Annotated in this window: 17 protein-coding genes; 7 read left to right on the top strand and 10 right to left on the bottom strand. The window is 63.9% G+C overall.

What is annotated here, in order from left to right; translation table 11 throughout:
- Positions 1–74 precede the first annotated feature (74 nt).
- The gene (locus ACERK3_18005; GenBank protein MFA9480170.1) at positions 75–659 is read right to left on the bottom strand and encodes a DUF4126 domain-containing protein; all 585 of its coding nucleotides are present in this window, start codon (positions 657–659) and stop codon (positions 75–77) included.
- A gap of 285 nt (positions 660–944) precedes the next feature.
- Here ACERK3_18005 and ACERK3_18000 point away from each other — a divergent pair, with 285 nt between their 5' ends.
- Entirely contained in the window at positions 945–3,191 is a 2,247-nt protein-coding gene (locus ACERK3_18000) for a DUF4340 domain-containing protein (GenBank protein ID MFA9480169.1), read from the top strand.
- 107 nt (positions 3,192–3,298) lie between these two features.
- On the opposite strand, the gene ACERK3_17995 is transcribed toward ACERK3_18000, so the two are convergent.
- Complete coding sequence (locus tag ACERK3_17995) at positions 3,299–4,255, bottom strand: NAD(P)-dependent oxidoreductase (GenBank protein ID MFA9480168.1); 957 nt, start codon at positions 4,253–4,255, stop codon at positions 3,299–3,301.
- Positions 4,256–4,391: 136 nt separating this feature from the next.
- Positions 4,392–4,649, bottom strand: coding sequence for a ferredoxin family protein (locus ACERK3_17990; protein ID MFA9480167.1), 258 nt, complete (start codon positions 4,647–4,649; stop codon positions 4,392–4,394).
- Positions 4,650–4,945: 296 nt separating this feature from the next.
- Here ACERK3_17990 and ACERK3_17985 point away from each other — a divergent pair, with 296 nt between their 5' ends.
- The 4 genes from ACERK3_17985 to ACERK3_17970 all read left to right on the top strand — a co-directional run bounded on the left by ACERK3_17985 (position 4,946) and on the right by ACERK3_17970 (position 11,887).
- Complete coding sequence (locus ACERK3_17985; GenBank protein ID MFA9480166.1) at positions 4,946–5,863, top strand: site-specific DNA-methyltransferase; 918 nt, start codon at positions 4,946–4,948, stop codon at positions 5,861–5,863.
- Between the two features lie 334 nt (positions 5,864–6,197).
- Positions 6,198–10,133, top strand: coding sequence for a DNA polymerase III subunit alpha (dnaE, locus tag ACERK3_17980; GenBank protein MFA9480165.1), 3,936 nt, complete (start codon positions 6,198–6,200; stop codon positions 10,131–10,133).
- 204 nt (positions 10,134–10,337) lie between these two features.
- Positions 10,338–11,063, top strand: coding sequence for a response regulator (locus tag ACERK3_17975; protein ID MFA9480164.1), 726 nt, complete (start codon positions 10,338–10,340; stop codon positions 11,061–11,063).
- Positions 11,060–11,887 (top strand): sensor histidine kinase, encoded by an 828-nt coding sequence (locus ACERK3_17970; GenBank protein MFA9480163.1) that lies wholly within the window; start codon positions 11,060–11,062, stop codon positions 11,885–11,887. The genes ACERK3_17975 and ACERK3_17970 overlap by 4 nt, the downstream gene beginning before the upstream one ends.
- A gap of 5 nt (positions 11,888–11,892) precedes the next feature.
- Here the strand turns inward: ACERK3_17970 and phoU are convergent, their stop codons facing one another.
- The 7 genes from phoU to ACERK3_17935 form a co-directional block, all read right to left on the bottom strand.
- Complete coding sequence (phoU, locus tag ACERK3_17965) at positions 11,893–12,576, bottom strand: phosphate signaling complex protein PhoU (protein ID MFA9480162.1); 684 nt, start codon at positions 12,574–12,576, stop codon at positions 11,893–11,895.
- Positions 12,577–12,630: 54 nt separating this feature from the next.
- Positions 12,631–13,425 carry a phosphate ABC transporter ATP-binding protein PstB gene (gene pstB / locus ACERK3_17960; GenBank protein ID MFA9480161.1) on the bottom strand — a complete coding sequence of 265 codons (795 nt, stop codon included), beginning with the start codon at positions 13,423–13,425 and terminating at the stop codon, positions 12,631–12,633.
- 36 nt (positions 13,426–13,461) lie between these two features.
- The gene (locus tag ACERK3_17955) at positions 13,462–15,543 is read right to left on the bottom strand and encodes an ABC transporter permease subunit (protein ID MFA9480160.1); all 2,082 of its coding nucleotides are present in this window, start codon (positions 15,541–15,543) and stop codon (positions 13,462–13,464) included.
- Positions 15,540–18,269, bottom strand: coding sequence for an ABC transporter permease subunit (locus ACERK3_17950; GenBank protein MFA9480159.1), 2,730 nt, complete (start codon positions 18,267–18,269; stop codon positions 15,540–15,542). Before ACERK3_17950 ends, ACERK3_17955 begins: the two co-directional genes overlap by 4 nt.
- 196 nt (positions 18,270–18,465) lie before the next feature.
- Positions 18,466–19,446 carry a PstS family phosphate ABC transporter substrate-binding protein gene (locus tag ACERK3_17945; GenBank protein MFA9480158.1) on the bottom strand — a complete coding sequence of 327 codons (981 nt, stop codon included), beginning with the start codon at positions 19,444–19,446 and terminating at the stop codon, positions 18,466–18,468.
- Between the two features lie 342 nt (positions 19,447–19,788).
- A complete protein-coding gene (locus ACERK3_17940) occupies positions 19,789–20,682 on the bottom strand; it encodes a YmdB family metallophosphoesterase (protein MFA9480157.1) in 894 nt (297 codons plus the stop codon).
- A 51-nt stretch (positions 20,683–20,733) separates the two neighbouring features.
- Positions 20,734–21,699, bottom strand: a complete 966-nt coding sequence (locus ACERK3_17935) for a LysM peptidoglycan-binding domain-containing protein (protein ID MFA9480156.1) — start codon at positions 21,697–21,699, stop codon at positions 20,734–20,736.
- Between the two features lie 318 nt (positions 21,700–22,017).
- Between ACERK3_17935 and ACERK3_17930 the strand changes: the two genes are divergently transcribed.
- Positions 22,018–22,971, top strand: coding sequence for an ArsR/SmtB family transcription factor (locus tag ACERK3_17930; protein MFA9480155.1), 954 nt, complete (start codon positions 22,018–22,020; stop codon positions 22,969–22,971).
- A 152-nt stretch (positions 22,972–23,123) separates the two neighbouring features.
- The gene (ahcY, locus tag ACERK3_17925) at positions 23,124–24,581 is read left to right on the top strand and encodes an adenosylhomocysteinase (protein ID MFA9480154.1); all 1,458 of its coding nucleotides are present in this window, start codon (positions 23,124–23,126) and stop codon (positions 24,579–24,581) included.
- Positions 24,582–24,766 lie beyond the last annotated feature (185 nt).

Raw genomic sequence — 24,766 nt, 5'->3', positions numbered from 1 at the left:
TCTCGTTTCTCGTTTCGGGTTTGAGGTTTCAGGTTGGGGGGGACGCCCACGGCGTGACGCCGTGGGCTTCGCGATCACTGCAGCGCGGGGACGTGTTTGCGGCGGCGGAACATCGCCCGGGCAGCGAAGGCGAACATCAACACCAGGAACACGACAACCAGCACGGGCACGACAATCGCCAGCAGCGCGACGCCCGTGGCGGCCCCGGCCTCGGCGGTGGAGACGACGGGGTTTCCGAAGCCGGCGGTGGTGGCGGTCGATGTCGCGCGGGTGGCGACGGTGGCGATCTGGACCGCGCCGGCAGCGCCGCCGCCTGCGATGGCTGCGACGGACCACTGGAGCATCGGGTCCATGCCGGTGATCATGGAGGCGCTGGCGAACGTGCCGGCGACGATGGCGGTGGGCGTGGTGATGCTGTCGAGCGCGTTGTCGACCCAGGGCACGTAGTAAGCGGCGATCTCAAGCGCGGTCGCGGTCGCAAAGGCGAGCAGCGCCGGGGTCGAGCCCACCCATTCCATGTTGGACGCGACGTTGAGGTAGTCGGCCCGGACGCCGATCGACATGATCAGCAGCGGAACGAAGACGCGGAAGCCGCACGCCGCGGCGAGGCCGATGCCGATGGCCAGGCCCATGAGCATTTCGTGACTGTTGGTCATCATGGTGAGGCTCCGCAGGCGGGTTTCTGGTTTTGGGTTTGTGGTTTCTGGCTGGGGGCGTTGGGGTGAGCCCGGACATTTTAGCCGAGCGATGGGGGATCGGGCATAATGGCAGGCAGGTTTATCTGAAAAATCGAGTGGTGTTTTCGAGCATGGGGGGCCGATTGTGCGTACAGGGGGATGCCCCCACGGTTTCGGCAGGCGCGGCGGTGGGTTTGCGTGAATGGCTGGTTGATCATTGCGAAACAGGTCGGAACAGGTTTCGCTTATACACAGGGATGTCAGAGGATGAACTTCAAGACGACGCTGGTGCTGGTGGTGCTGGTGGCTGCGGTGGGCGGCTACTTTCTGTTTGTCGAGCGGGGGCGCGATCGGGGGCCCGCGGCGGTGGAGGTGAGCGAAGACGGCCAAACCTTGCTGGGCGAAGCATCGCCGGAGCGTGACGCGGTGCGGCAGGTGGCGGTGCGTCGGGGGGATGAGGCGGTGGTGCTGTTTCGCGATTCGGACGCGTGGTGGCAGGTCGAGCCTGTGCGGTTTGGGGTGCGCAGCGAGTCGGCTCGGCAGATCGTGGAGCGGACGCTGGGGCTGACGTGGCGCGAACGATTCCTGCCGGGCGAATCGGCGGACGATGATCGGCCGACGCTGGCGGAGGTGGGGCTGGACACGCCGCGAGCGGAGCTGACGCTGACGGCCGACGCGACGAGCTGGACGGTGCTGCTCGGCAGGCGGATGGTGGACGGGCAGGCATATGTGCAGCTTGCGGGCGATGAGCGGATTTACATCGTGGACGACGGCCTGCACCGAGCGGTGCTGGACGAGACGATCCGCGACTGGCGGCGGCGGCAGCTCGAAGCGCCGCGGGCCGCGCGAGCCGAGCGGGTGGTGCACGAACACGACGGGCAGACGATCGAGCTGACCAAGCAGGACGGCCGCTGGTACCTCGACGCGGATGACGAAACGCTGCGCAGCCGGGCGAGCGAATCGCGTGTAGATGCATTGGTGGAGGCGGTGCGATCGTTGACGATCAGCTCATTCGTAGCGGACGCGAGGGACGGGTTGTCGACGTATGGCGTTGACGAGCCGACAACGCGGGTCGCGGTGCACACGCCGGACGTCGGCGACGGCGGGCGGTCGTATGTGCTGCGGATCGGGGCGGCGGCGGACCTGAGCGAGCGGGAGCATTACGCGACATGGTCGGTCGATGAAGAGATGTCGCCTGTGGTGTTCACGGTCGAACGGCGGGGTGTGGATCGGCTGGCGGTGGTGCATGACGAGCTGCGCGATCCGCGGATCGTGACGACTCGGCCGAGCGATGTGAGCGAGGTGTACATCGAGCGTGCGGATGAGCCGGCGCTGCATCTGGTGCGCGACCCTGACGTGGGCTATCGCTTCGGCGAAGACGGCCCGGCGTATGGCGCGGACTACACCGCGGCGAGCGAGTTGATCGACGCGATCGCCCGCACGGAAGCGGTCAGCTACGAGACCGGCTTCGAGCCAACCAGCGAGCCGCGGGCGACCGTGACGCTGCTGCGGCGCGGCGGCCGGGAGGAGCAGGTTCAACTGTTCGAAGACCCGGGGCCGGAGCTGATCGACGACGACAGCGAGGTGAACGCGGCGGCCACCTACCTGGCGGTGCGCGAAGATGAGCGGGTGGCCTATCGCGTGTCGGCGGAGGGGTTGGCGAGCGTGTTTGCGCCGCTGGTGGCGTACCGGGACATGCAGCTTATGAATGTGCGGGCCGACGACGTGGCGGGCGTGACGCTGACGCGCGACGATGGGGCCGAGTTCGTGTTCACCCGCGATGAGGAAGGCGAGTGGCAGCTTGAAGGGCATGCGTCGTTCGAGCGCCGCGCGTTTGATGGCCTGCTCGCAGCGCTTCGGCCGCTGCGTGCGGAGCGCTGGCTGGACGCGTCGGCTGAGCATGGCGAAGGCTTCGGCTGGGCGGTGCTCACCGTGGAGCGGGCGGACGGCTCGCCGACGGTGCTGCATGTGGATGTGTCGGCTCGACAGGGCGCGATGGCGGACGAGGCGATCGGGTTCGAGCTGCCACGCTCGTTCGTCGATCGGCTACGCGACGAGTATCGGCCGCGCACCGTGTTGTCGCTGCGAGCGGGTGAGATCGAACAGATCCGCCGTGAGCTGCCCGACGACGAAACGCTGACGCTGCGGCGGACGTCGGGCGGGCAATATCTTTCCGACGGCGACACGGCCGTCCGCGAGCAGCCCGCCGCGGCGCTGTTCGACACGCTGTCGAGCTTGCGCGTCTGGCGATACATCGACGAGCCCGACGACCGCGAAGACGAACCGGAACGGCAGTACGTGATCGAGCGAACCGAGGGCGACGATTACGTCGTCGAGCTATGGCGATTGAGCGATGGCGTCACCGCCGGCCGAGTGGGCGATCGCTGGTTCCAGATGGATGGCCAGACGATGGACGCACTGTATGACTCGCTGCTGGAAGACGAAGAGCCGGTCGCGTACGAAGAGCCCGAGGATGTGCCGATGCAAGTGCCGGTGGGGGATGATACGAAGTAGCGCGCGCGACGAATTGAACACGTCGACAAACGATAAAGCCCAGGCATGGCCATGCCTGGGCTTTATCGTTGGACTTTACGATCGTTCAGACTGCACCCACCTGATGCTCAACTCGACACCACTGCGGGAAAACGTGGCTCTTTGCCTTCCAGTACGGCGTGAACATCACGAACGACCCAGCTCATGTTGGCCAGCGCCTCGTTCGTGCGTGCCGCGAGGTGGGGCAGCAGGCGGACGTTCGGCTGACGGTAGAGCACATAGTCGGCCGACGGCGGCTCGGGGTCGTGCACATCCAGCACCGCTCGACAGGTCGTGCGGCGCTTGGCCCACTCGGCCAGCGCCGCCGGGTCGACGAGCATGCCGCGAGCGGTGTTGATGAGCAGGCAAGGGTCGTGCAGCTTGTCCAGCTCGGCCTGGCCGATGAGGTGGCGGTTGCTCGGCCGACCGTCGACGTGCACGGTGACAATCTGGCTGCTCGCGTACAGGTCTTCGTGGCTGCAAAATTCGAAAGGGTAGTCGACGGCGTTGCGCAACTGTGCTTCGGGCAGCAGGTCGCAGACGTGCAGCTTGATGCCGATGGCGTGGGCGACCTGGCCCACGCGCTTGCCGATGCGGCCGAAGCCGAGGATGCCCAGGCTCAGGTGATCGAGCTGCTTACCCACTTCGCTTTTGCGCAGGGCGTGGAAGGTTTCGGGCGTGACGGCGTCGGGCAGGTTGGTGCGTGGGCGCAGCTCGTCGAGGATCAGCCCGAAGACATACTCCACCACCGCCTGCGTGTTCGCGTCGGGCGTGTAGACCACCGGCACACCGCGGCGCTCACAGGCGTCGAGGTCGATGTTGTCCAGCCCCACACCCGCTCGGCCGACGACTTTGAGGTTCGGCGCGAGGTCGAGCAAGGCATCGTCGACCTGGGTGTACGTGCGGACGACGATCGCGTCCGCCGACTTCAACGCCTCGCGCAGCTCGGCGGGCTTGTCATGCGGACACCAGACCAGCTCGGCATGTCGGCCAAGCCAGTCGGCGGCTTCGTCGGCGAGCGTCTCTGTAATGACAACCGTAGGCATGGCGGCACAAGTCCCGTTGGCGAACCACTAGGCGAACCACGAAAAACGCGGAGCGCCGCTGGACGCTCCGCGCAAAATTTATCGTGACCCTCGCCCGAGTTGGCAACCCGAAGCCAGGAGCGCGAAAATCGACGGTTTACTGATAATACTCAGCGTTCTTCTCGATGAACGACGCCCATTCGTCCGGCAGGTCTTCCTCGGGGAAGATTGCCTTCACCGGGCATTCATCCACGCACAGCCCGCAGTCGATGCAGGTGTCCGGATCGATGTAGAGCATCTCCGCGCCTTCGAACTCTTCTTCGTCCTTGGTCGGGTGGATGCAGTCGACCGGGCACACCGCCACGCAGGAGGTGTCCTTCGTTCCAATGCAAGGCTCGGCAATAATGTGTGGCATAACTGAATCCTCACTCCCCGTGGTCGGGATGGCTGGGTGTCCGAAACGTCGAAGAAAACCAGTATAGGGCGCGACGCGCTCCGGGCAAACCGGGCGACGGTTCGCATGCAAAACACAGCGAAGCCCACGGATTCAATCCGTGGGCGTCTACCCTCCACTCATCGACCACCCCCACCCCCCGCCTTGAGCCCGCGCATGCCACCCCTTCCGTGCCCGATGCCTTGCAGCATCTGCGCGCTGGCGCTACAATCATCACGAAACACTGCGCACAAAGCGCGCACGCCGGAGCACACCCCATGAGTAACGCCCCCCGCAACACCATCGCCGTCGGCGACTGCATCGAGCAGATGAACGCCTGGCCTGCCGACAGCGTCGACCTCGTCTTCGCCGACCCGCCCTACAACATCGGCTACCAGTACGACACGTACCACGATAAACGCGAAGACGACGAGTACATCGCCTGGACCGAGCAGTGGATCGACGCCTGCACCCGCCTGCTCAAGCCCACCGGCTCGATGTACATCCTCATCGGCGACGAGTTCGCCGCCGAGACCCGCATCCACCTCAAAAAGCTCCAACGCGACGGCCAGCTGCTCTACCGCAACTGGATCATCTGGCATTACACCTTCGGCCAGCGCTGCAAAGCCAAGTACAACCGCTCACACGCACACCTGTTCTACTGCGTCGGGTCGGCCGCGGTGGGCAAAAACGGCAAGCCACGCAGCGATCTGGCGAAAAGCCCCCCTTTCACCTTCCACTACGACCAGGCGGCTGTGCCCAGCGCCCGCATGACCACCTACAAGGACGCCCGCACCAACCCCAAGGGCAAGCTGCCGGACGACACGTGGACGCTCAAATTCCCCGCGAGCAAGGACTGGCACGTCCGCCCGCAGGAAGCGTTCGAGCAATCGCCTGAAAACCTCTTCGGCCCCGACGGCGACACCTGGTACCAGTCCCGGCTATGCGGCACGTTCAAAGAACGCGAGCAGTGGCACCCCTGCCAACTGCCCGAAGCCCTGCTCGAACGCATCATCAACGTCTCCAGCAACCCCGGCGACCTCGTCTTCGACCCGTTCACCGGCAGCGGCACGACCCTCGCCGTCGCCAAACGCCTCGGCCGAGACTGGCTCGGCTGCGAGCTCAGCGAAGACTACGCCACCAAAGCCGGCCAGCGCCTCGACCTGATCGACGCCGGCGAGCCCGCGGCGGTGTGAGCGAATCGCAAAATTTCGCCCAAATCACCAACGCCCGGCCACGGCTCGCGTTAAACGAATCCGGCCGATTGACCGCTCGTAATCCCCCTTGGCAGCCTTCCCGCGCGGCGGTAAGTTGGACGTGATCAAAGCCGATTGCCTTACTCCCTCTCCCTGCCAGGGAGAGGGCAGGGGTGAGGGTTGAAACGTTCCGACGTCGGTGATCTACAGTACGCTGTTGCATCCTCGACTACAGAACCTTCCACCCCTCATCCGCCCACTTCGTGGGCACCTTCTCCCCGTAGGGGAGAAGGATTTTATGCCGCCCGATTGACCAACCGCAGAATCGCCACGGATGGTGAGCAACACAAAAACCAACCCGTTCGTGCACCTTCACGTGCACTCGATGTACTCCCTGCTCGACGGCGCCTGCCGAACGGGCGACCTCGTCAAACGCGCCAAAGAGCTCGGCCAGTCGTCCATCGCCATCACCGACCACGGCTGCCTCTTCGGCGTCGTCGACTTCTACAGCAAAGCCGTCGACGCAGGCGTCAAGCCCATCGTCGGCATCGAAGCGTACATGGCCCCCGGCGACCGCCGCGACCGCACGAGCACAGGCAACAAAGACGGCGGCTACCACCTGCTGCTGCTCGCACAAAACCACGCGGGCTATCGCAACATCCTAAAACTCTCGTCAATCGCCTACCGCGAAGGCTTCTACTACAAGCCACGCATCGACAAGGAAACGCTCAAGGCCCACAGCGAAGGCATCATCGCCACCAGCGCCTGCCTCGGCGGAGAGATCCCCTCCGCCCTCATGAAGGACGACCGCAAGCTCGCCAAGACCATCGCCGAGACATACCTCGACGTCTTCGGCCCGGACAAGTTCTTCATTGAAGTGCAGAAGCACATCCGCGAGCAGGACCAGGTCAACCCCGAGCTGATCGACCTCGCCGACCGCATGGGCGTCGGCCTCGTTGCGACCAACGATGTGCACTTCCTGCTCAAGGACGACCACCAGCCGCACGACTGCCTCTGCTGCATCTCCACCGGCAAGCTCGTCAGCGACGAAAGTCGCATGAAGTACCCGACACAGCTCTACCTCAAGAGCAACGACGAGATGTACGCCGCGATGGACCACGCCAAGTGGCGCGAGGCCTGCGAGAACACCAACCGCATCGCCGAGATGTGCGAGCTCGAACTCGACTTCACCGCCAACCACGCGCCGGTGGTCAAGATCGAGAAAATGTCGGGTGTGGAATCGCGGATGGCGGATGTTGAAAAACATCCCACATCCCACATCCCACATCCCACTTTGCCCGAAGGCTCCACCGAATGGTTCACAAAGTTCGGCTCGCAGTATGACCTTGTCCCCTTCGATGAAGGCAAGGACAAGCACCTCACGGCCGACGCCCTCAAAGAAGGCTGCGACGACGCCCTGCGCGATCTCTGCGAAGCGGGCCTCATCTGGCGGTACGGCAAAGACGGCATCACCGACGAAATTCGCGCCCGCCTCGAACGCGAACTTCAGGTGCTCGCGGACAAGCTCATCAGCGCCTACTTCCTCATCGTCTGGGACTGCGTCAACTACGCCCGCGCCAACGGCATCCCCTGTAACGCCCGCGGCTCGGGCGTCGGCACGATGGTCGGCTACGTGCTGGGCATCTCCAACGCATGCCCGGTCAAGTACGGCCTGCTCTTTGAACGCTTCACCGACCCCGACCGCTCCGAATACCCCGATATCGATATCGACATCTGCCAGGACGGCCGCGGACAGATCATCGAATACGTCCGCGAAAAGTATGGCTACGTCGCGCAGATCATCACCTTCAACGTCCTCAAAGCCAAGGCCGCCATCCGCGACGTCGGCCGCGTGCTCGACGTGCCCCTGAGCGAAGTCGACAAGGTCTGCAAGCTCGTCGGCGACGGGCTCGGCACGACCATCGACAAGGCGCTCGATCAGGAGCCGGACCTTAAAAAACTCTACGGCGACAGCGTGCAGCATCGCGCGATGATCGACACGGCCCGTCGACTCGAAGGCCTCGCGCGACACGCCGGCGTCCACGCCTGTGCGCTGGTCATGGCGACCCAGCCGCTGGAAAACATCGTCCCGCTCTATCAGCCGGCCGGCACGGATCAACTCGTCACGCAATGGGACGGCCCGACGTGCGAAAAGGTTGGCCTGCTCAAGATGGACTTCCTCGGCCTGCGCACGCTCAGCATCATCGAACGCGCCAAATCACTCATCCGACAAAGCTTCGATGAGAACGAAATCCGGGAAGCAATCGGAAGCCCACGCCGTGACGGCGTGGGCGTCGACCCCCTCGACCTCGAACGCCTCACCTACGACGACCCCAACGTGCTCGCACTCTTCCAGCGCGGCGACACGGCGGGCGTGTTCCAGTTTGAGTCCGGCGGCATGCGCAACCTGCTCATGTCCATGAAGCCCGACCGCCTCGAAGACCTCATCGCCGCCAACGCGCTCTACCGCCCCGGCCCGATGGAGCTGATCCCCAACTACAACAACCGAAAGCACGGCCGGGAGAACGTGCCCAAAGTCCACGAAGTCGTCGACCGCCTGACCGAAGAGACCTACGGCATCATGGTCTACCAGGAACAGGTCATGCAGGTCGCCAACCAGCTCGGCGGCATCCCGCTGCGCGAAGCCTACACGCTCATCAAGGCGATCTCGAAGAAAAAAGAAAAGACCATCAACGCCGGCCGGGAGAAGTTCGTCAAAGGCTCGCAGACCAAAGGCATGATCGCCGCGCAAGCCGAAGAGCTTTACGACCTCATCCTCAAGTTCGCAGGCTACGGCTTCAACAAGTCGCACTCCACCGGCTACGCGATCGTCGCCTACCAGACCGCCTACCTCAAAACCTACTTCCCCCTGCACTACATGGCCGCCCTGCTCACCTACGAATCGGTGAGCACCGACAAAGTCGTCGAGTACATCGACGCCTGCAAACGCACACGCCTGCCCAACGGCAACGCGGGCATCGAAGTCAAGCCGCCGGACATCAACCTCTCCGACATCGGCTTCGGCGTCGTGTTCAACCCCGGCGAGCAACGCGACCCCAGCCACGGCCACATCCGCTTCGGCCTCTCCGCCGTCAAGGGCGTGGGCGAAAAAGCCATCCGCGCCATCCTCGAAGAACGCAACAAAGACGGTGCATTCAAAAACCTCTACGACTTCTGCGAACGCGTCCCGCTCGGCTCGGTCAACCGCTCGACCATCGAAGCCCTCATCAAGTGCGGCGCGTTCGACGAAGTGCACGGCATCGAAAACCGCGCCGCCATGCTCGAAGCACTCGACGCCGCCATTCAGGCCGGCCAACGCGCCGCGAAAGACCGCACGTCCGGCCAGATGAACTTCTTCGGTGGCCTCGCCGAGGAAGCCGAAGCCGACACCGGCACCGTCGTCGAGGCCCCCGCCGTCACGCTGCCGCGCGTCGAGCCGTGGTCCACCAACGAAGCGCTCAAGTACGAAAAGGAAGTGCTCGGCTTCTACGTTTCCAGCCACCCGCTCGACCAGCACGGCGACGCGCTTTACCGCTACAGCAGTTGCACCATCGAACAGATCAGCCAACTCGCAGCGGAGGTGCAGGTCACCGTCGGCGGCATGCTCACCCGCGTGCGTCCGACCTTCGTCAAGAAAGGCCGCTCCGCCGGGCAGAAGATGGCGATGCTCACCATCGAAGATGGCAAGAACAGCATCGACGCCGTCGTGTTCGCCGACACATACGCGACCACCTATCACGCGCTGGAACTGGACAAGGTCGTCTTCCTCAAAGGCAAGGTCGACCGCCGACGCGAAGAGCCCAGCATCGTCGTCGACCAGGTCGTACCCATCGAGCAAGCCGAGACTCGGCTGACGCAGCAGGTGAGGATCGTCGTGCACGACCCGCGCCCGGTGGAGAAGGGCACTGCCTTCAACGGCGAGTTCGGCCGACTGCGCGAAGTACTCCGGCAAGCCGGCCCGCGCAACGGCGAGCCCGCCGCCGACGTCGTGCTCGAACTGCACCAGGCCGGGCGGGTGGTGAGCCTGCGCGTCAACGGCTTGCGCGTCGGCGTGGACCGGGAACTGGTCGACGCGGTGAAACAGGTGCTCAAGCGAGCCCCCGAAGGCCGGGTCAACTGCTTGCTCATGGGCCCGCCGAAGCTCGTCAGCAGCGCCGCCGCCGCCGAGGAACTGATGCACGACGAAGCGTCTGCCGACCGGGGCAACATGCTCGGCTTCGCGTCGCGCCTGCACGACGGCGAAGTCTGCGACAGCGTCGACCGCTACTGACGCCACCCTCCCCTTTGCGTCGCGAGCGTTTTGCATTTCGATTAACACATTTCTAACGATCGCCTAACATAGGGTTCATCGGAAGGCTTTAATGTTGGCATGGGGTGATGCTGCCCCTGGTTATCGAGCCTGCGTTGGCCCCGGCCGGGATCGGCGGGCCCGACGAAAAGTGTTGATCCCAGTGATCGCGCGAATGCCATGAACATGAGTGAACTATCCTCCGACGCGCCAGCCATCCTTATCGTCGAAGACGAACCAGACCTGCTCGAACTGTTGCGGTACAACCTGGTGCGCGAGGGTTATCGCGTGCAGGTTGCCGACACGGGCGAAGAAGGCCTGCGCCTCGCCCGCGCCGCGGCGCCCGACCTGATGCTGCTGGACCTCATGCTGCCAGCGATGGACGGGCTTGAGGTATGCAAAGCGATCAAGTCGCGCGACCGCACGTCGCGCACCGCGATCATCATGCTCACCGCGAAAGGCGAAGAGGCGGACATCGTCCGCGGCCTGGAAGCGGGGGCCGACGACTACATCACCAAGCCGTTCAGCCCGCGCGTGCTGCTCGCGCGGATCAACTCCGTCTTGCGTCGCCGACAGGAAGAGCAAGGCAGCGGCTCGCCGCGAACGATCGAAGCAGCCAGCCTGACGATCGACCCCGAGCGTCACGAAGTGCTCGCGCAGGGCAAGCCCGTACCGCTGACCGCCACGGAATTTCGCCTGCTGGTCGTGCTCGCCACGCGGCCCGGGCGGGTGTTCACCCGGCAGCAACTCATTGAAGCGGTGCACGAAGGCTACGCCGCCGTGACCGACCGCTCGGTGGATGTGCAGGTGGTGGCGTTGCGGAAGAAGCTCGGCTCGGTGGGCAACAACATCGAAACCGTGCGCGGCGTCGGCTACCGTTACAAGGAAGCCCACGCGACGGTCGAATCATGAACGACTGGCTGAACCTGACGACGCTTGTGATCGCAACGCTCGCCGGCCTGGCCGTGGTCGGCGTCATCGCGCTGGTGGTGCATCGTTCGATTCGCAACCTGATGCTTCGGCTGAACAAGCTCGAAGCAATGCGCAGCGACTTCGTCGCCAACGTGTCCCACGAAGTCAAGACGCCGGTGAGCGCGATCAAGGCCGCGGTCGAGACCATCCAGGCCGACCCCGCCATGCCGCGCGAAGACGCCGAGCGTTTCACCAAAATCATCGCAAGGCAGGCCGACCGGCTCAGCGCGATCGTCGATGACCTGCTGAGCCTGGCGCGCATCGAGCAGCACGCCGGCGAGATTTACGCCGAGCTGCAAAGCGAGCCCGTCGTGTCGGTGATTGAAGCGGCTTGCGAGACCTGTCAGGCCCACGCGCAGGAAAAAAAAATTACGCTCAACCACTCATGCGACCCCGCATTGAAAGCGCCCATCAACGCCCCTCTGCTGGAGCAGGCGACGGTGAACCTGATCGTCAACGCGATCAAGTACAGTTCGGAAGGGACGACCGTTGAGGTGTGCGCCCGCCCCCGCGGCCGGGAGGTGCTCATCGAAGTCACCGACGAGGGGCGAGGCATTGAACCGGAACATCTGCCCCGCCTGTTCGAACGGTTTTACCGCACGGACAAAGCGCGTAGCCGGGCGCTCGGCGGCACGGGACTCGGCTTGTCGATCGTCAAGCACGTCGCCGAGGCCCATGGCGGGCGCGTGTCCGTCGAAAGCGAAGTCGGCCGGGGGAGCATGTTCTGCATCCACCTGCTCGCGGACGACCCGACCGCCAAGTGAGCCCATCACACACCGCTGACCGACTCCTCCGCGGGCGGTTGGCGGTGACGCATGATCTCGCCGCGAGCCATGTAGATGACGTCTTCCGCGATGTTCACAGCGTGGTCGCCGATGCGTTCGAGGTGGCGCGACACATTGAGCATGTGAATGTACTGCTCGGTATTCGTCGGCTGCTCGCGGATCGCCTGCTCGACCTGCCGATACATGTCACGGTGGATCGCGTCGATCTTGTCGTCCTCCAGCCGAACGCGCTCCGCCTGCTTTACATCAAGATCCAGCAGCGCCGCCCGCGCCTGCTGAAGCATACGGCTGACACCGTCGCCCATGCCTTCAAGATTAAACGGCAACACGACCTCCGACTCGCCGGACAGGAAGATCGCCTGGTCAGCGATATTGACCGCCAGGTCGCCGATGCGTTCAAGGTCGTTGTTGATCTTCAACATCGCGATCACGTAGCGCAAGTCCAGCGCCACCGGCTGATGCAGCGCGAGCGCGTGAAGACATTCTTCTTCAATCTCGACTTCGAGCATGTCGATCCGCTCGTCGCCTGCGACCACCTCGCGTGCCAGTTCCGGGTCACGCTCGTGCACCGCTTGCAGGGCATGCTGCACCGCGACGTCGACTTGCGTACCAAGGTCGACAATCATCTGTTTCAACCGAAGAATCTGCTTATGAAGGTGAGCGGACATCGTGGGGTTCCTGATTGCAAAGCAAAGGTTGTTTGATCGATCGCGTGGCGGACATCAACCGAATCGGCCGGTGATGTAGTCTTCGGTTTCTTTCAAGTGCGGGTTGGTGAAGATGTCCGACGTCGGGCCATACTCAATCAACCTGCCGAGGTACATGAATGCGGTGTAGTCGCTGGTGCGCGATGCCTGTTGCATGTTATGCGTCACAATCAGCACGGAGTAATCGCCCTTGAGCGCCTCGATCAACTCCTCAATCTTGCCCGTCGCAAGCGGATCCAGCGCTGAGCATGGCTCGTCCATCAGCAGCACCTCCGGCTCGGCGGCGATGGCCCGCGCGATGCACAACCGCTGCTGCTGACCACCCGACAGAGACAGGCCCGACTCCTTCAGACGGTCCTTCACCTCGTCCCACAACGCGGCCGCCCGCAGCGATCGCTCGCACACCTCGGCGAGCACCTTGCGATTACGTTCGCCATCGATCCGCAGCGAGTAGACCACGTTTTCAAAGATCGACATCGGGAACGGGTTCGACTTCTGAAAGACCATCCCCATGCGCTTGCGCAATTCGATGACGTCGATGCGCGGGTCGTAGATCTCGTCGCCGTTCAGTCGCATCGAACCTTTGATGTTTGCCGACTCGATCAGGTCGTTCAGCCGATTGACCGACCGCAGCAACGTCGACTTGCCGCAGCCCGACGGGCCGATCAAAGCCGTGACCTTCCCGCGCGGAATGTTCAACGACACGTCATACAACGCTTGCGCCGCGCCGTACCACAGGTTGAAGCGATCAATCTCAAGCACTGCCTGCTCGTCGGCGACGGCGGCGTGCGTGTCAGTCATGGTTGGCATGGTTTCGGTGATCATTATTTTGACTCTCGTTCGTTTTTAGAACTTGCTCTCAGCGAATCGGCGACGCAGGCGGGTCCGCAGGTAAAACGCGGCCATGTTCAGCGTCGCGATAATGGCAATCAGCAACAGCGTCGTCGTGTACACCATCGGCTTCGCACTTTCGCTGTCGGGGCTCTGGAAGCCGACGTCGTAAATGTGGAAGCCCAGGTGCATGAAACTGCGGTCCAGGTGCACGTAAGGGAAGTGGTTGTCCACCGGCAGCTCGGGGGCCATCGTCACCGCGCCGACGAGCATCAGCGGCGCGACCTCGCCCGCACCGCGCGCCATGGCGAGGATCATGCCCGTCATGATGCCCGGCATCGCACGGGGGAGCACGATCCGCCGAACCGTCTGCCACTTGCTCGCACCGCAGGCATATGAGCCTTCGCGCATCGAGCCTGGCACGGCCGCGAGCGCCTCTTCCGTCGCGACAATCACCACCGGCAGCGTCAGCAACGCCAGCGTCAGCGAGGCCCACAGCACGCCGCCCTTGCCGAACGTCGGGCTGCCGTCTGCCGCTCGCGCTGCGAAGAAACCGTCGAAGAACGGCACACGAATGACCATCCACACCAGCACCGCGACGGAGATCAGCCACAACGTCACCGCCGCCCAGCCGAGCATGCGTGCGCCAAGTTGTCGTTCATCGTTCGTTCGCAGCTTCACTACCGTCATCGAAGCCGCGAGCAACGCGAGCACGACGAGCAAGCCAAGCGCCGCCAGCCACGGGCCGGTCGTCGTCGGGTTGCTCGGCCCGCGGTCAACATACCCGCCGACCATGTAGCAGAAAAAGCCCAGTCCAAACACGCCGAACACAATGCTCGGCACGCCCGCGAGATTGTTCACCGCAATGCGGACGGCGCTGACAATCGGGCCGGCGCGGGCATACTCACGCAGGTACAGCGCTGCCAGCACGCCGAACGGTGCGACGATGAAGCACATCAAAAGCGTCATCGTCACCGTCCCAACGATCGGCGGAAGCACGCCGCCTTCCGTGTTCGCCTCGCGCGGATCGTCGGTGAGAAACTCATGCCAGCGCGATACGTAGACGCGCACCTTTTCAAGCCAATTCAACTGGTTCGCCGGATACGCCCGCACCACTTCACCCAACGGCAACGCGACTTCCTGATCGTCAGCCGTGGTCATCATGATCGCGAAACGATCGTTTTCCCTGTTCAGCTCATCAATCTCAGCACGAATGCGATCGAACTCTTCAGTCGCCCACGACAACGTCCGGTCATAGTTCGCGCGAGCCTGGTCGTATCGTTCGCGAGCGGTCGCGTAGCGCGACGAGTCCTGCCCCTCCGTACGGTCCGCACGAACCACTGCCAACTCAGCCCGTCGCACCGCCAGTCGGCTGCGTTCGAGCACATGATTGACTTCACCCGTGTCGTACGTCTCGAGCTGTCGCCGTTGATCGCGCCGCTGGAGCACGCCGACGTGGTACGTTTGAAACTGCGCCCATGCCTCATCCGCGTTGTCCGCGACCGTTTTGCCATTCACGCGGAAGCCGCTGGGCTTACCAATGAACGGGCCCCACGTTCGGCGTTCGACGAGCACGGCCCAGGTCGGCTGCGTCTCGTTCGCCACCGCATCGTCGGTCACCCAGCGAAACGGCGTGCCGAGAAACTCGCGGTTGCCCACGCGAATCAGTCGGCGATGTGCCAGGCCCAGCAGCCCATCTTCCACCACGGTGCTGGCAAGCATCTCGGGCTCTGCCTGCCCCTCAACATCGTCAGCGGCCACTTCCACGCGCGGCTCGTAATACTCCGAGCGTGTCGGCTCGCCGAGGATGTGCTGCCCGTCAATGGTTTCGATCATCACGATCGGCTTGGGCCAAAACGTCGCCGACCCCTGCCAGGCGATAAGTATCAGCAGGCCGATGATCATGAACGCACAGATCGCCAACCCGCCACCGATCAGCCAGACCATCGGCTCGCCGTGCGCGGTTAACGAAGAGCCGGCGGGCGCGCGTCGGCGAAGCGATCGCTTGGGCGGCGGCCCGCCGTCGGCGGGCGGCGCATCGCGCGGCTCGCGTGTCAACTCGATGCGAGGTTGTTTGATTTCAAGCCCACCGCTCATAGCTGGAATGCCCTCTTGCGGAACCGCAGTCGAACCACCTCCGCGAAGGTGTTGACTGCGAAAGTGATTACGAACAACGTCAACGCTGCGAGAAAGAGCATGCGGAAGTGCGTCCCGCCCACGGCGGCTTCGGGCAGCTCGACGGCGATGTTGGCCGACAGCGTGCGGAAGCCGTTGAAGATGTTCATCTCCATCAACGGCGTGTTGCCTGCCGCCATGAGCACGATCATGGTTTCGCCCGCGGCTCGGCCGAGGCCGATCATCGCGGCGGAAAACAGACCGCTCATCGCGGTGGGCACGATCAGACGCATCGCCGTCTGCCAAGGCGTCGCACCCGCGCCAAGCGATGCGGATCGCAAGTGCTCAGGCACGGCGCTAAGCGCGTCTTCGGAGATCGTGTAGATGATCGGGATGATGGCGAAGCCCATCACGAAGCCGACGATGAGCGCGTTTCGCTGCTCGTAGGTTTTCAGAGGCGATAGGTCCATGCCCCAGAAGGCGAACGAGCCGCCGCGCGGGTCCCACCCCAGGCCGTACACCAGCAGCGAGCCCAGCAGCAGCGAAAGCAGCATTGTCAGGACAATGCCCACACCATACTTGGCAAGGTCGGCCAGCGCCATCGCGCGTCGGCCCTGCTGGCCGAAGCGTTCGCGCAACACCGGGTTGACGTATCGGCTGAACAACACCGCCACGACGATGGCGGAGATCGGCATCATCAACAGGAACCACCCCGCCACCCCGCTGCCGACGTCTTGCGACAGCCAGGCGCGGATGTCGCCGGCGAACAGAAGCTGTTCAACGATCGGCCCGCCGAGGAACGCGACCGGCAACGCGATCAGTACCGTCATTGCGATGAACGCGAACCGCCAGTTCGTCAGCCGAACGTGCCAGGCATACGGCAGCAGTTGCCAGAGAAACCCGCCCAGCAGCACGATCATCGGCACGACCAGAAACGCCAGCAGCGCCGCAGGCACGGCCTGCTCCACCACCGGCGCGATTACCAACGCCGCCACGAACCCGAGCACGACGGACGGCAGGCTCGCCATCATTTCAATGATGGGCTTGATGCGCGAGCGCACCTTGCGATGCAGAAACTCGCTTGTGTAGATCGCCGCCAGCACCGCCAACGGCAAGCCGAACAGCATTGAATAAAACGTCGCCTTCAGCGTGCCGAAGATCAGCGGCGCGAGGCCGTACTTCGGCTCGAAGTCGTCCTGGCCGGATGACGACTGCCAGAGATGCTGCGGCGACGCATAGTCTTCGTACCACACCGGCGTGATGACCGACCGCAGCGTGACGGCCGGGTATCGCCGATCGATCCGCCAGAGTTGCACGCCCGCCTCGGTCACGGCGAGCACACCGTCGTCGCGCGGCGTCATGGTCAGGCTCGCGACGCCCTGCTCGCCGACGGCGTCGGCCTGCGTTTCGACAATGAGATTGTTGGCAGTCACCTGAAACACGCGCACCGTGCCGTCGGCATAGCCGGCGCTGAGCATACGACTACCGACCGATCGGCCGAGCGCGGTCACGGCCGTGCCGCGTGTCGGTCCGCGCAACTCATGGGCGTTGACCATCCGCACGCCGTCGCTTTCAATCCGCCCCACCGCCGCGACAAGATCGTCGTCTTCGACCCGCGCCACCGCGCCGGCATCGCCGACCGCCTCGGCCCGCGCCGCCGCGGCTTCGGGCACGCGGAACCATACGCGCACTCGGCCGAGCGAGTCGCCCGTCACCAGGCTGTGTCTGCCGAGCAGGAAGCTCACCGCGGTAATCGTTTCGCCCGTCTCTTCCACCAGATCGAGCGCTTCGACGACGCGCGGGTTGTCGCGATCGCGCAGGTCGTACCGCAGCATGTGGCCGTCGTTCCAGATCACAAATATGTTGTCGCCCAACCCCGCCATCGCGACGTGGTCGGGCGCTTCACGGCCTTGTGGCAAAGTGAACGGCAGCTTGCGGTCGCTTAGCTGCACGCGCACTTCGCCGGTGAGCAGGTTTCGCCGTTCGCGGATTTCGCTGAGCAGCAGTCGGCCGTCGAGCGTATAGCTGACGAGCATCGTCCGCCCGGCGTAGGTCGTGTGGCTTAGCCGAACGATCGGCGAGGGGTCTTCCAACGGCACGGCTTCATCAAGCTCGACGCGAACCTGACGCTTGCGAAACTGGTTCGCGGGCGTGCGGACGATCACACCATCTTCGTAAACCATCAACTCGCCAACAGGTCGGCTGCGCATCTCGGCGGGCACGTCGGCCATTTCGAGGTAGCTGGTGATGAACTGAATCGTGCCGCGCTGGATCGAGCCGGTTTCATAGCCGAAGATGACGTCGCCGCGTCGGCCGCCGAAGGATGACGCGGTGAGGCGCTGGTCTTCGCCGATGACGCGCTGCTGGTGAATCAACTCGCCCGTGTCGAGTCGGAAGACGTGGATCATGCCATCGGGCGTCATTGCCCAGCCGATGGACTGGTGATCGTCGGTCGCCATGTGCAGCGGTTGCGTTGAGTCGGTCGCCCACGGGCTGTCGTAGTCGAGCGACTGCTCCACACGTCCGCCGCTGAACAGCGGCGCTGCGACGGAGACGAGGAACAGGAACACTGCCGAGACGGCGATGATCGTGCCGATGCCGCCGATGGTAATCATCGACCGCGCGGTGATGTCGCCGACGCGCACGCTCAGTCGGGTTTCCTTCCGACGTTGATAGCCGGTGAATGTTCTGCCTGGCTTGTCGTTCATGGGTACGTCCGGTGGAAGGCGGGCGAGGGCCTTTCGACCCCCGCCCGGTGCACGGTCATCAGGAAGGCAAGGCGGTTTCACGCTTGCAACATTTAGCCGCGGTGCTCGCACCGCGCTCTTCGGACTTGCGGACCTGAACGCGCGACCCAAGGCCCGCGGCTAAATGAGAGCGTGAGGCCGACGCCGCGTTGTTGATTTAGAACCCAGGTTCGATACCGACTGCCTTCAGCGCTTCGCGGGCGACGGACGCACTGACAGGGATGAACCCGTCGCGGACGACGGCTTCCTGGCCCTGCTGCGAGTACATGAACTTGATGAACTCACGGCGAAGCGGGTCGAGGTCGCGGCCGGGCTGGTGGTTGACGTAGACGTAGAGGAAGCGGGCCAGCGGATAATCGCCGGCGTCTTCCGCGGTGGCCTCGTAATAGCGTTCGTCGCCATCTTGCTTCAGCGGGACGGCGCGGACGTCAGCGGTCTTGTAGCCGATGCCGCTGTAGCCGATGGCGTTGCGTTCGCTGGCGACGCCTTGCACCACAGCCGACGAGCCGGGCTGCTCACGGACGCTGCTCTTGAAGTCGCCGCCGAACAGGGCGTGTTCGCGGTAGAAGCCGTACGTGCCGCTGGCGGCGTTTCGGCCATAGATGCTGATGTTCTGGTTGGCCCAGTTGCCGGCCAGGCCGACTTCGCCCCAGCGGGTAATGTTCTCGCCGCCGCCGCGCTGGGTGGAGGAGAAGATGCCGTCGACCTGCTGCATGCTCAGGCCTTCGATGGGGTTGTCGCGGTGGACATAGACAGCGAGCATGTCGACAGCCACCGGCAGGGCGACCGGCACATAGCCGTGGCGGGCCTCGAAGGTGTCGTTTTCGCGGGCGGTCATGGCCCGGCTCATGGGGGCGAAGTTTGCGGTGCCCTCGCTGAGCGCGACCGGGCCTGCGGACGAGCCCATGCCTTCGATTTCAATGCGGACGTTGGGGTAGACCTCGCGGAAGCCCTCGGTCCAGAGCTGAGCAAGGTTGTTCATCGTGTCCGAGCCGACGGTATTGATGTTGCCCGAAACGCCCTGCGTTGCCTCGTACTGCGGCAGGTTCGAGTCGACCTGATCTGCCAGAGCCGGGGCTGCGAGCACTGCCGCGACCCCCATCGCACACGTCTGCATGGTCCAATTGCGCTTGTTCATCTGCGTGATCTCCAATGAAAGTTTCGTTCCCGTTCTCAACACGCAGAGATGGTATGTTTGGATTGTTAAGGCTCGGTTAACGCAACGTGAGCTTTAAATGAACGGACGTAATACGGATCATCATTAATCCTCGTGATTTCAATAGCCCCCGGCGGAAGCCGGGGGTTGCCCGCAAATGCGCCAAACCCCACGCTTCCGCGTGGGGCTATTGAGTGAGCATGAGCACGATGGTTAATCAGAAAGCAGATAAAAAGTCGCATCCGCAAGCGCATTGCGTGCAAAGACACCCACGGATTCAATCCGTGGGCTTCCATCGCATGCGAGACTCATGTTTGATCCGTATCAGCCGCTGGTGAACGGCGGCTTGGTGACGTCGGCTGGCATGTCGATGCGTTCGATGGCGGTAGCGCGCAGGCTGGTTTCGTTAACGTCGATCGACACACCGCAGACGCGCGGGTTGCCCTCGGCCACGTCGTAAGGCGCGTGCATGCTGGTGGTCATGTGATGCAGCACGCGGTCGATGCGTCGGCCGAGGATCGAGTCGTACGGGCCGGTCATGCCCAGGTCGGTGATGTACGCCGTGCCACCCGCAGCGCCGAGCGTGGGCGAGCCGCCCGGTCGGCCGTGCTGCGGCTCGGCAGGCAGAATGCGAGCGTCGGCGGTGGGGATATGCGTGTGCGTGCCGAGCACCGCCGCCACTCGGCCGTTGAGATACCAACCCATCGCCACCTTTTCGCTGGTCGCCTCGGCGTGCATCTCAACGAGCACGATCGACTCGCGCGAAGGCAGTTGGCTGAGCACCTGCTCGATCACCTCGAACGGATGGTTCACCGGCAGATTCATGAACACTCGGCCGAGCAGCGTAATCACATAAACACTCGGCCCGCGCTCGCCGCCGGCAGCCACGGACGTCGTCGGCGTCAACCGCATCCAGCCCCGGCCCGCAGCGGAGGCAGGCAGGTTCGCCGCGCGGATGAGCGTCGGGTCCTCCTCCAACGTCCGCATGATTTCCTTCTTCTTATAGACGTGGTCGCCGAGGGTCATCCCGTCGATGCCCATCGCCGCGAGCTTGCTGTGCAGCGCAGGCGTCAGCCCCGAGCCGTTGGCGGCATTCTCAGCGTTAGCGATGACAAGGTTCGGCTGATAGCGCTCGCGCAGCGCGGGCATGCACTGGGCCAACGCCAGTCGGCCGGCCGTGCCGACGATGTCGCCCAGCATGACGATGCGAATGCTCATGTCGGCGAGCCTAGTCGAAACAGACGCGGTTGACGACCCACGAACAGATGGTCAGTTGCGCGGCAGCGGCGGAATGGTCAACTCGTCGCCCGCCGTCACGCGGTTGGGGTCGGCGCCGAGCTTGTCGCGGTTGGCGTTGAAGATCACACGCCAGCGCGAGCTGTCGTTGTAGTGCTGATGGGCGATCGCGGTCAGCGTCTCGCCCGGACGGACCACGTGCGTCAGCGTGCCGGGGGGTGATTCGAGGTCAGCATCTGTTGAGGCAGCGCTGCGACGTTCGATGACCTCGTCGGCAGGTAGCCGAAGCTCCTGCCCGATGCGCAGGCGGATCGGGTCGACGCGCGGGTTGGCCCGGGCGATGTCGACCCAGTGGCGCTCGGCGCCATACAGATCGTTGGCGATCGAGCTGAGCGTGTCGCCGCTCTGAACGGTGTACGTCTGCGGCGTCTGCTGCTGGGCATTGGCATTGCGGGCCGACGTCGTCGTCCGCTCTGGCTCGGCGGCAGGCGTCGGCTCGGGCTCGGCTTCCGCGGCGGTGGGCTCGGGGTCCGGTTCTGATTCCGGTTCACGCTCGGCAGTCGACCGCTCGGTCCCGCCCGGCTCATCCGCAGCGTCGGCCACGTCGAGCGACTCGAACAAATTCGACCGCATCGAATCGCCATTACGACCGACGGGGATCACCGGCTGGTCGTTGGCCGAGGGCGTCATGCCCGGGTCTTCACTCGGTGGCAGGCCGGGGTCGTCATCGTCCGCCGATGTGTCGGGCGCCGGATCTTCAAACGTCGGCGTCGCATCCACCGGCTCGGCAGACCGTCGGCCGGGCTGATTGCCCGCGCTGTCCGACCCCCGCCGAACCAGCGACGCAGGACGATCCGCCCCGGCGTCGTCGGCCGAGGACTCGGCGGCAGTCGGCTCGCCGTTGTCGTCGTCAGTGCGATCCGGCACGAGGTAATAGCCAACCACCAGGACACACAAGAGTCCGGCAGCGAGAAGTGCAATTTTGTACGAACTGGTCATGCCGGACGCCTCCATGCTTCCGTGGGTGAGACTCAGAGTGTATCAGAGGCCGGCGTGGACGACTACAGGGGGCGTGGGGCTTGAGGGCTTGAGGGCTTGAGGCTTGGGGGCGTGGGGCTTGGGGCGGGCGTCGTATCTGCGCGTAGGGCAGGGCTTGCCCTGCCCTACGCTCTGGCAAATCATCTTTATTGATTTCCTTGGCGTCTTGGCGACTCTGCGTCTTGGCGTAATGAGCGATTCGATCCGATGGCCCTGCCCTGTTTCAGGCAACGCTTGAATTGCCGGGCGGGATAGCTTACTATTCATCCGGATAAAGTGATGATTAGCGCCCCCGCCCAACCTGACGCCCTGCTCCGCTGGATGGGCAGCCTGGCCGAGCCCACCCGCCTACGGCTGCTTCGGCTGCTCGAACAGCATGAGCTCGGCGTCTCCGACCTCTGCGACGTGGTGCAGATGCCCCAGTCGACGGTTAGCCGACACCTAAAGTTGCTCAGTGACGAGGGTTGGCTCGTTTCGCGAAGACAGGGCACGACCAACCGCTACCGCATGGTGCTGGACGAGTTGGCCCCCTCGCAGCGAAAACTCTGGCTGCTCGCCCGCGAGCAGAGCAGCGAATGGTCCGCCACGGAGCAGGACCAGCTTCGCCTCGCGGAACGGCTGCGGCGGAAGCGCGACGACTCACAAGCCTTTTTCGCGGGAGCGGCGGGCGAGTGGGACCGCCTTCGCAATGAACTCTATGGCTCGGCGTTCAGTCGCGAATCCTTGCTCGCCCTGCTGCCGGGCGAGCTGGTCGTGGCGGACCTGGGCTGCGGGACGGGCTCGCTGTCGGCGGACCTGGCCCGGTTTGTGGGCAAGGTCATCGGCGTGGACAACTCGCCAGCCATGCTCGACGCGGCTCGGCAGCGGACCGCGGCGGTTGACAATGTCGAGCTTCGGCAAGGCGACGTTGAAGCCGTACCGATCGATGACGGGACCTGCGACGCGGCGATCCAGGCGCTCGTGTTGACGTACGTGCCCGAGCCGATTCGTGTGGTGCAGGAGATGCACCGCATTTTAAAGCCGGGCGGCGTGGCGGTGGTGGTCGATCTGCTGAAGCACGACCGGGAAGACTTTCGTCGGCAGATGGGTCAGCAGTCGATGGGCTTCGAGCCGGAGGGCTTGAACCAGTTGCTGACGGAGGCGGGGTTTGAGAAGGCGCAGAGCTGGCCGGTGCCCCCGGAGGAGCGGGCACGTGGGCCGGCGCTGCTTGTGGGACGGGCGAGGAAGAAGTGAGTTTTTGGGATCAGGCAGGATGTGGATGATGGATGTTGATTGGCGGCCAGCCGTTTAGGTGGTTGGCCCGAAATGTGTAAGTAAAACGTAACTTTTAGAAACTTTTGAACTGATTAACCCTGACGGAGCTTTTTAGTATGACGACTGCGACGATGACACCGACGAAGACGAAAACTGGCCTTGACTACAAGGTCGCGGACCTCGGCCTGGCCGAGTGGGGCCGTAAGGAGATCGAACTGGCCGAGCATGAAATGCCAGGCCTGATGTCGGTCCGCAAGCGATACGCCAAGGATCAGCCGCTCAAGGGCGAGCGCGTCATGGGCTCGCTGCACATGACGATCCAGACGGCTGTGCTGATCGAAACGCTGGCGGACCTCGGCGCGGATGTGCGCTGGGTCAGCTGCAACATTTTCAGCACGCAGGACCACGCCGCCGCCGCGGTCGTCGTCGGCAAAGACGGCACGCCGGACGACCCCAAGGGTGTGCCCGTGTACGCCTGGAAGGGTGAAACGCTTGAAGAATACTGGTGGTGCACGCAGCAGGCGCTGGACTTCGGCAACGGCAACGGCCCGACGCAGATCGTCGACGACGGCGGCGACGCGACGCTGCTGATCCACAAGGGCGTCGAATTCGAAAAGGCCGGCAAGGTCCCCAGCCCGGACACGACTAACAACGCCGAGTTCAAGGTTGTGCTCCAGCTGCTCGCCGAGATCCAGAAGGACAGCAAGGACTACTGGCAGAAGCTCGCCGCCGACTGTGCCGGCGTGTCGGAAGAAACCACGACCGGCGTGCATCGCCTCTACGAGATGGAAAAGGCCGGCACGCTGCTGTTCCCCGCCATCAACGTCAACGACTCGGTCACCAAGAGCAAGTTCGACAACAGCTACGGCTGCCGACACTCGCTGATCGACGGCCTGAACCGCGCGTCCGACGTCATGATCGGCGGCAAGACCGCCGTCGTCTGTGGCTACGGCGAAGTCGGCAAGGGCAGCGCCCAAGCCTTCAAGGGCCAGGGCTGCCGCGTCATCATCACTGAGATCGACCCGATCTGCGCCCTCCAGGCCGCGATGGAAGGCTTCGAAGTCAAGCCCCTGGAAGACGTGATCGGCGAAGCGGACATCTTCATCACCACGACCGGCAACTTCGACATCATCACCGCTGAGCATATGTCGAAGATGAAGCACCGCGCTCTGGTGGGCAACATCGGCCACTTCGATAACGAAATCGACATGGCCGGCCTGGAGAAGATCCCCGGCATCAAACGGCGGAACATCAAGCCGCAGTATGACGAGTTCATCTTCCCCGACGGCCACAGCGTCATGGTGCTCGCCGAAGGCCGACTGCTCAACCTCGGTTGCGCCACCGGCCACCCGAGCTTCGTGATGTCTGCCAGCTTCACCAACCAGACGATGGCCCAGATCGAGCTGGCGCAGAACCGCAGCGCCTACGAGAAGAAGGTCTACATGCTGCCGAAGAAGCTCGACGAGGAAGTCGCTCGCCTGCACCTGGATCACCTTGGCGTGAAGCTGACGAAGCTCACCAAGGAACAGGCCGACTACATCGGCGTGCCGATCGAAGGCCCGTACAAGCCTGAGCACTACCGCTACTGATTCGAACAACAATTCGTGTTAAACCACCCGAAGCCCACGGCGTCACGCCGTGGGCTTCTTTTGTTTGTGGATGCCGTTCAGCCGCCCGGTTGAATATGATCCCCCTCTTGCCGCTGGCGATTATGGAGGCTACATTGAATCGATATAGACAATCGTTCAGCCATGCGTCATCGCCGCCTCTGCCG

It is taken from the genome of Phycisphaerales bacterium AB-hyl4 (assembly GCA_041821185.1).
GTDB lineage: Bacteria > Planctomycetota > Phycisphaerae > Phycisphaerales > Phycisphaeraceae > Natronomicrosphaera > Natronomicrosphaera hydrolytica.
Note: the sequence above shows the minus strand (reverse complement) of the source record. Positions and strands in the feature narration are given on the sequence as shown.

Excerpts from the sequence above, each read along its gene's own strand:
- ACERK3_17950 (MFA9480159.1), bottom strand. The coding sequence starts at position 18,269 with ATGAACGACAAGCCAGGCAGAACATTCACCGGCTATCAACGTCGGAAG.
- dnaE (MFA9480165.1), top strand. The coding sequence starts at position 6,198 with ATGGTGAGCAACACAAAAACCAACCCGTTCGTGCACCTTCACGTGCAC.
- ACERK3_17975 (MFA9480164.1), top strand. The coding sequence starts at position 10,338 with ATGAGTGAACTATCCTCCGACGCGCCAGCCATCCTTATCGTCGAAGAC.
- pstB (MFA9480161.1), bottom strand. The coding sequence starts at position 13,425 with ATGCCAACCATGACTGACACGCACGCCGCCGTCGCCGACGAGCAGGCA.
- ACERK3_18005 (MFA9480170.1), bottom strand. The coding sequence starts at position 659 with ATGATGACCAACAGTCACGAAATGCTCATGGGCCTGGCCATCGGCATC.
- phoU (MFA9480162.1), bottom strand. The coding sequence starts at position 12,576 with ATGTCCGCTCACCTTCATAAGCAGATTCTTCGGTTGAAACAGATGATT.
- ACERK3_17990 (MFA9480167.1), bottom strand. The coding sequence starts at position 4,649 with ATGCCACACATTATTGCCGAGCCTTGCATTGGAACGAAGGACACCTCC.
- ACERK3_18000 (MFA9480169.1), top strand. The coding sequence starts at position 945 with ATGAACTTCAAGACGACGCTGGTGCTGGTGGTGCTGGTGGCTGCGGTG.
- ACERK3_17985 (MFA9480166.1), top strand. The coding sequence starts at position 4,946 with ATGAGTAACGCCCCCCGCAACACCATCGCCGTCGGCGACTGCATCGAG.
- ACERK3_17935 (MFA9480156.1), bottom strand. The coding sequence starts at position 21,699 with ATGACCAGTTCGTACAAAATTGCACTTCTCGCTGCCGGACTCTTGTGT.
- ACERK3_17945 (MFA9480158.1), bottom strand. The coding sequence starts at position 19,446 with ATGAACAAGCGCAATTGGACCATGCAGACGTGTGCGATGGGGGTCGCG.
- ACERK3_17970 (MFA9480163.1), top strand. The coding sequence starts at position 11,060 with ATGAACGACTGGCTGAACCTGACGACGCTTGTGATCGCAACGCTCGCC.
- ACERK3_17995 (MFA9480168.1), bottom strand. The coding sequence starts at position 4,255 with ATGCCTACGGTTGTCATTACAGAGACGCTCGCCGACGAAGCCGCCGAC.
- ahcY (MFA9480154.1), top strand. The coding sequence starts at position 23,124 with ATGACACCGACGAAGACGAAAACTGGCCTTGACTACAAGGTCGCGGAC.
- ACERK3_17940 (MFA9480157.1), bottom strand. The coding sequence starts at position 20,682 with ATGAGCATTCGCATCGTCATGCTGGGCGACATCGTCGGCACGGCCGGC.
- ACERK3_17930 (MFA9480155.1), top strand. The coding sequence starts at position 22,018 with ATGATTAGCGCCCCCGCCCAACCTGACGCCCTGCTCCGCTGGATGGGC.
- ACERK3_17955 (MFA9480160.1), bottom strand. The coding sequence starts at position 15,543 with ATGAGCGGTGGGCTTGAAATCAAACAACCTCGCATCGAGTTGACACGC.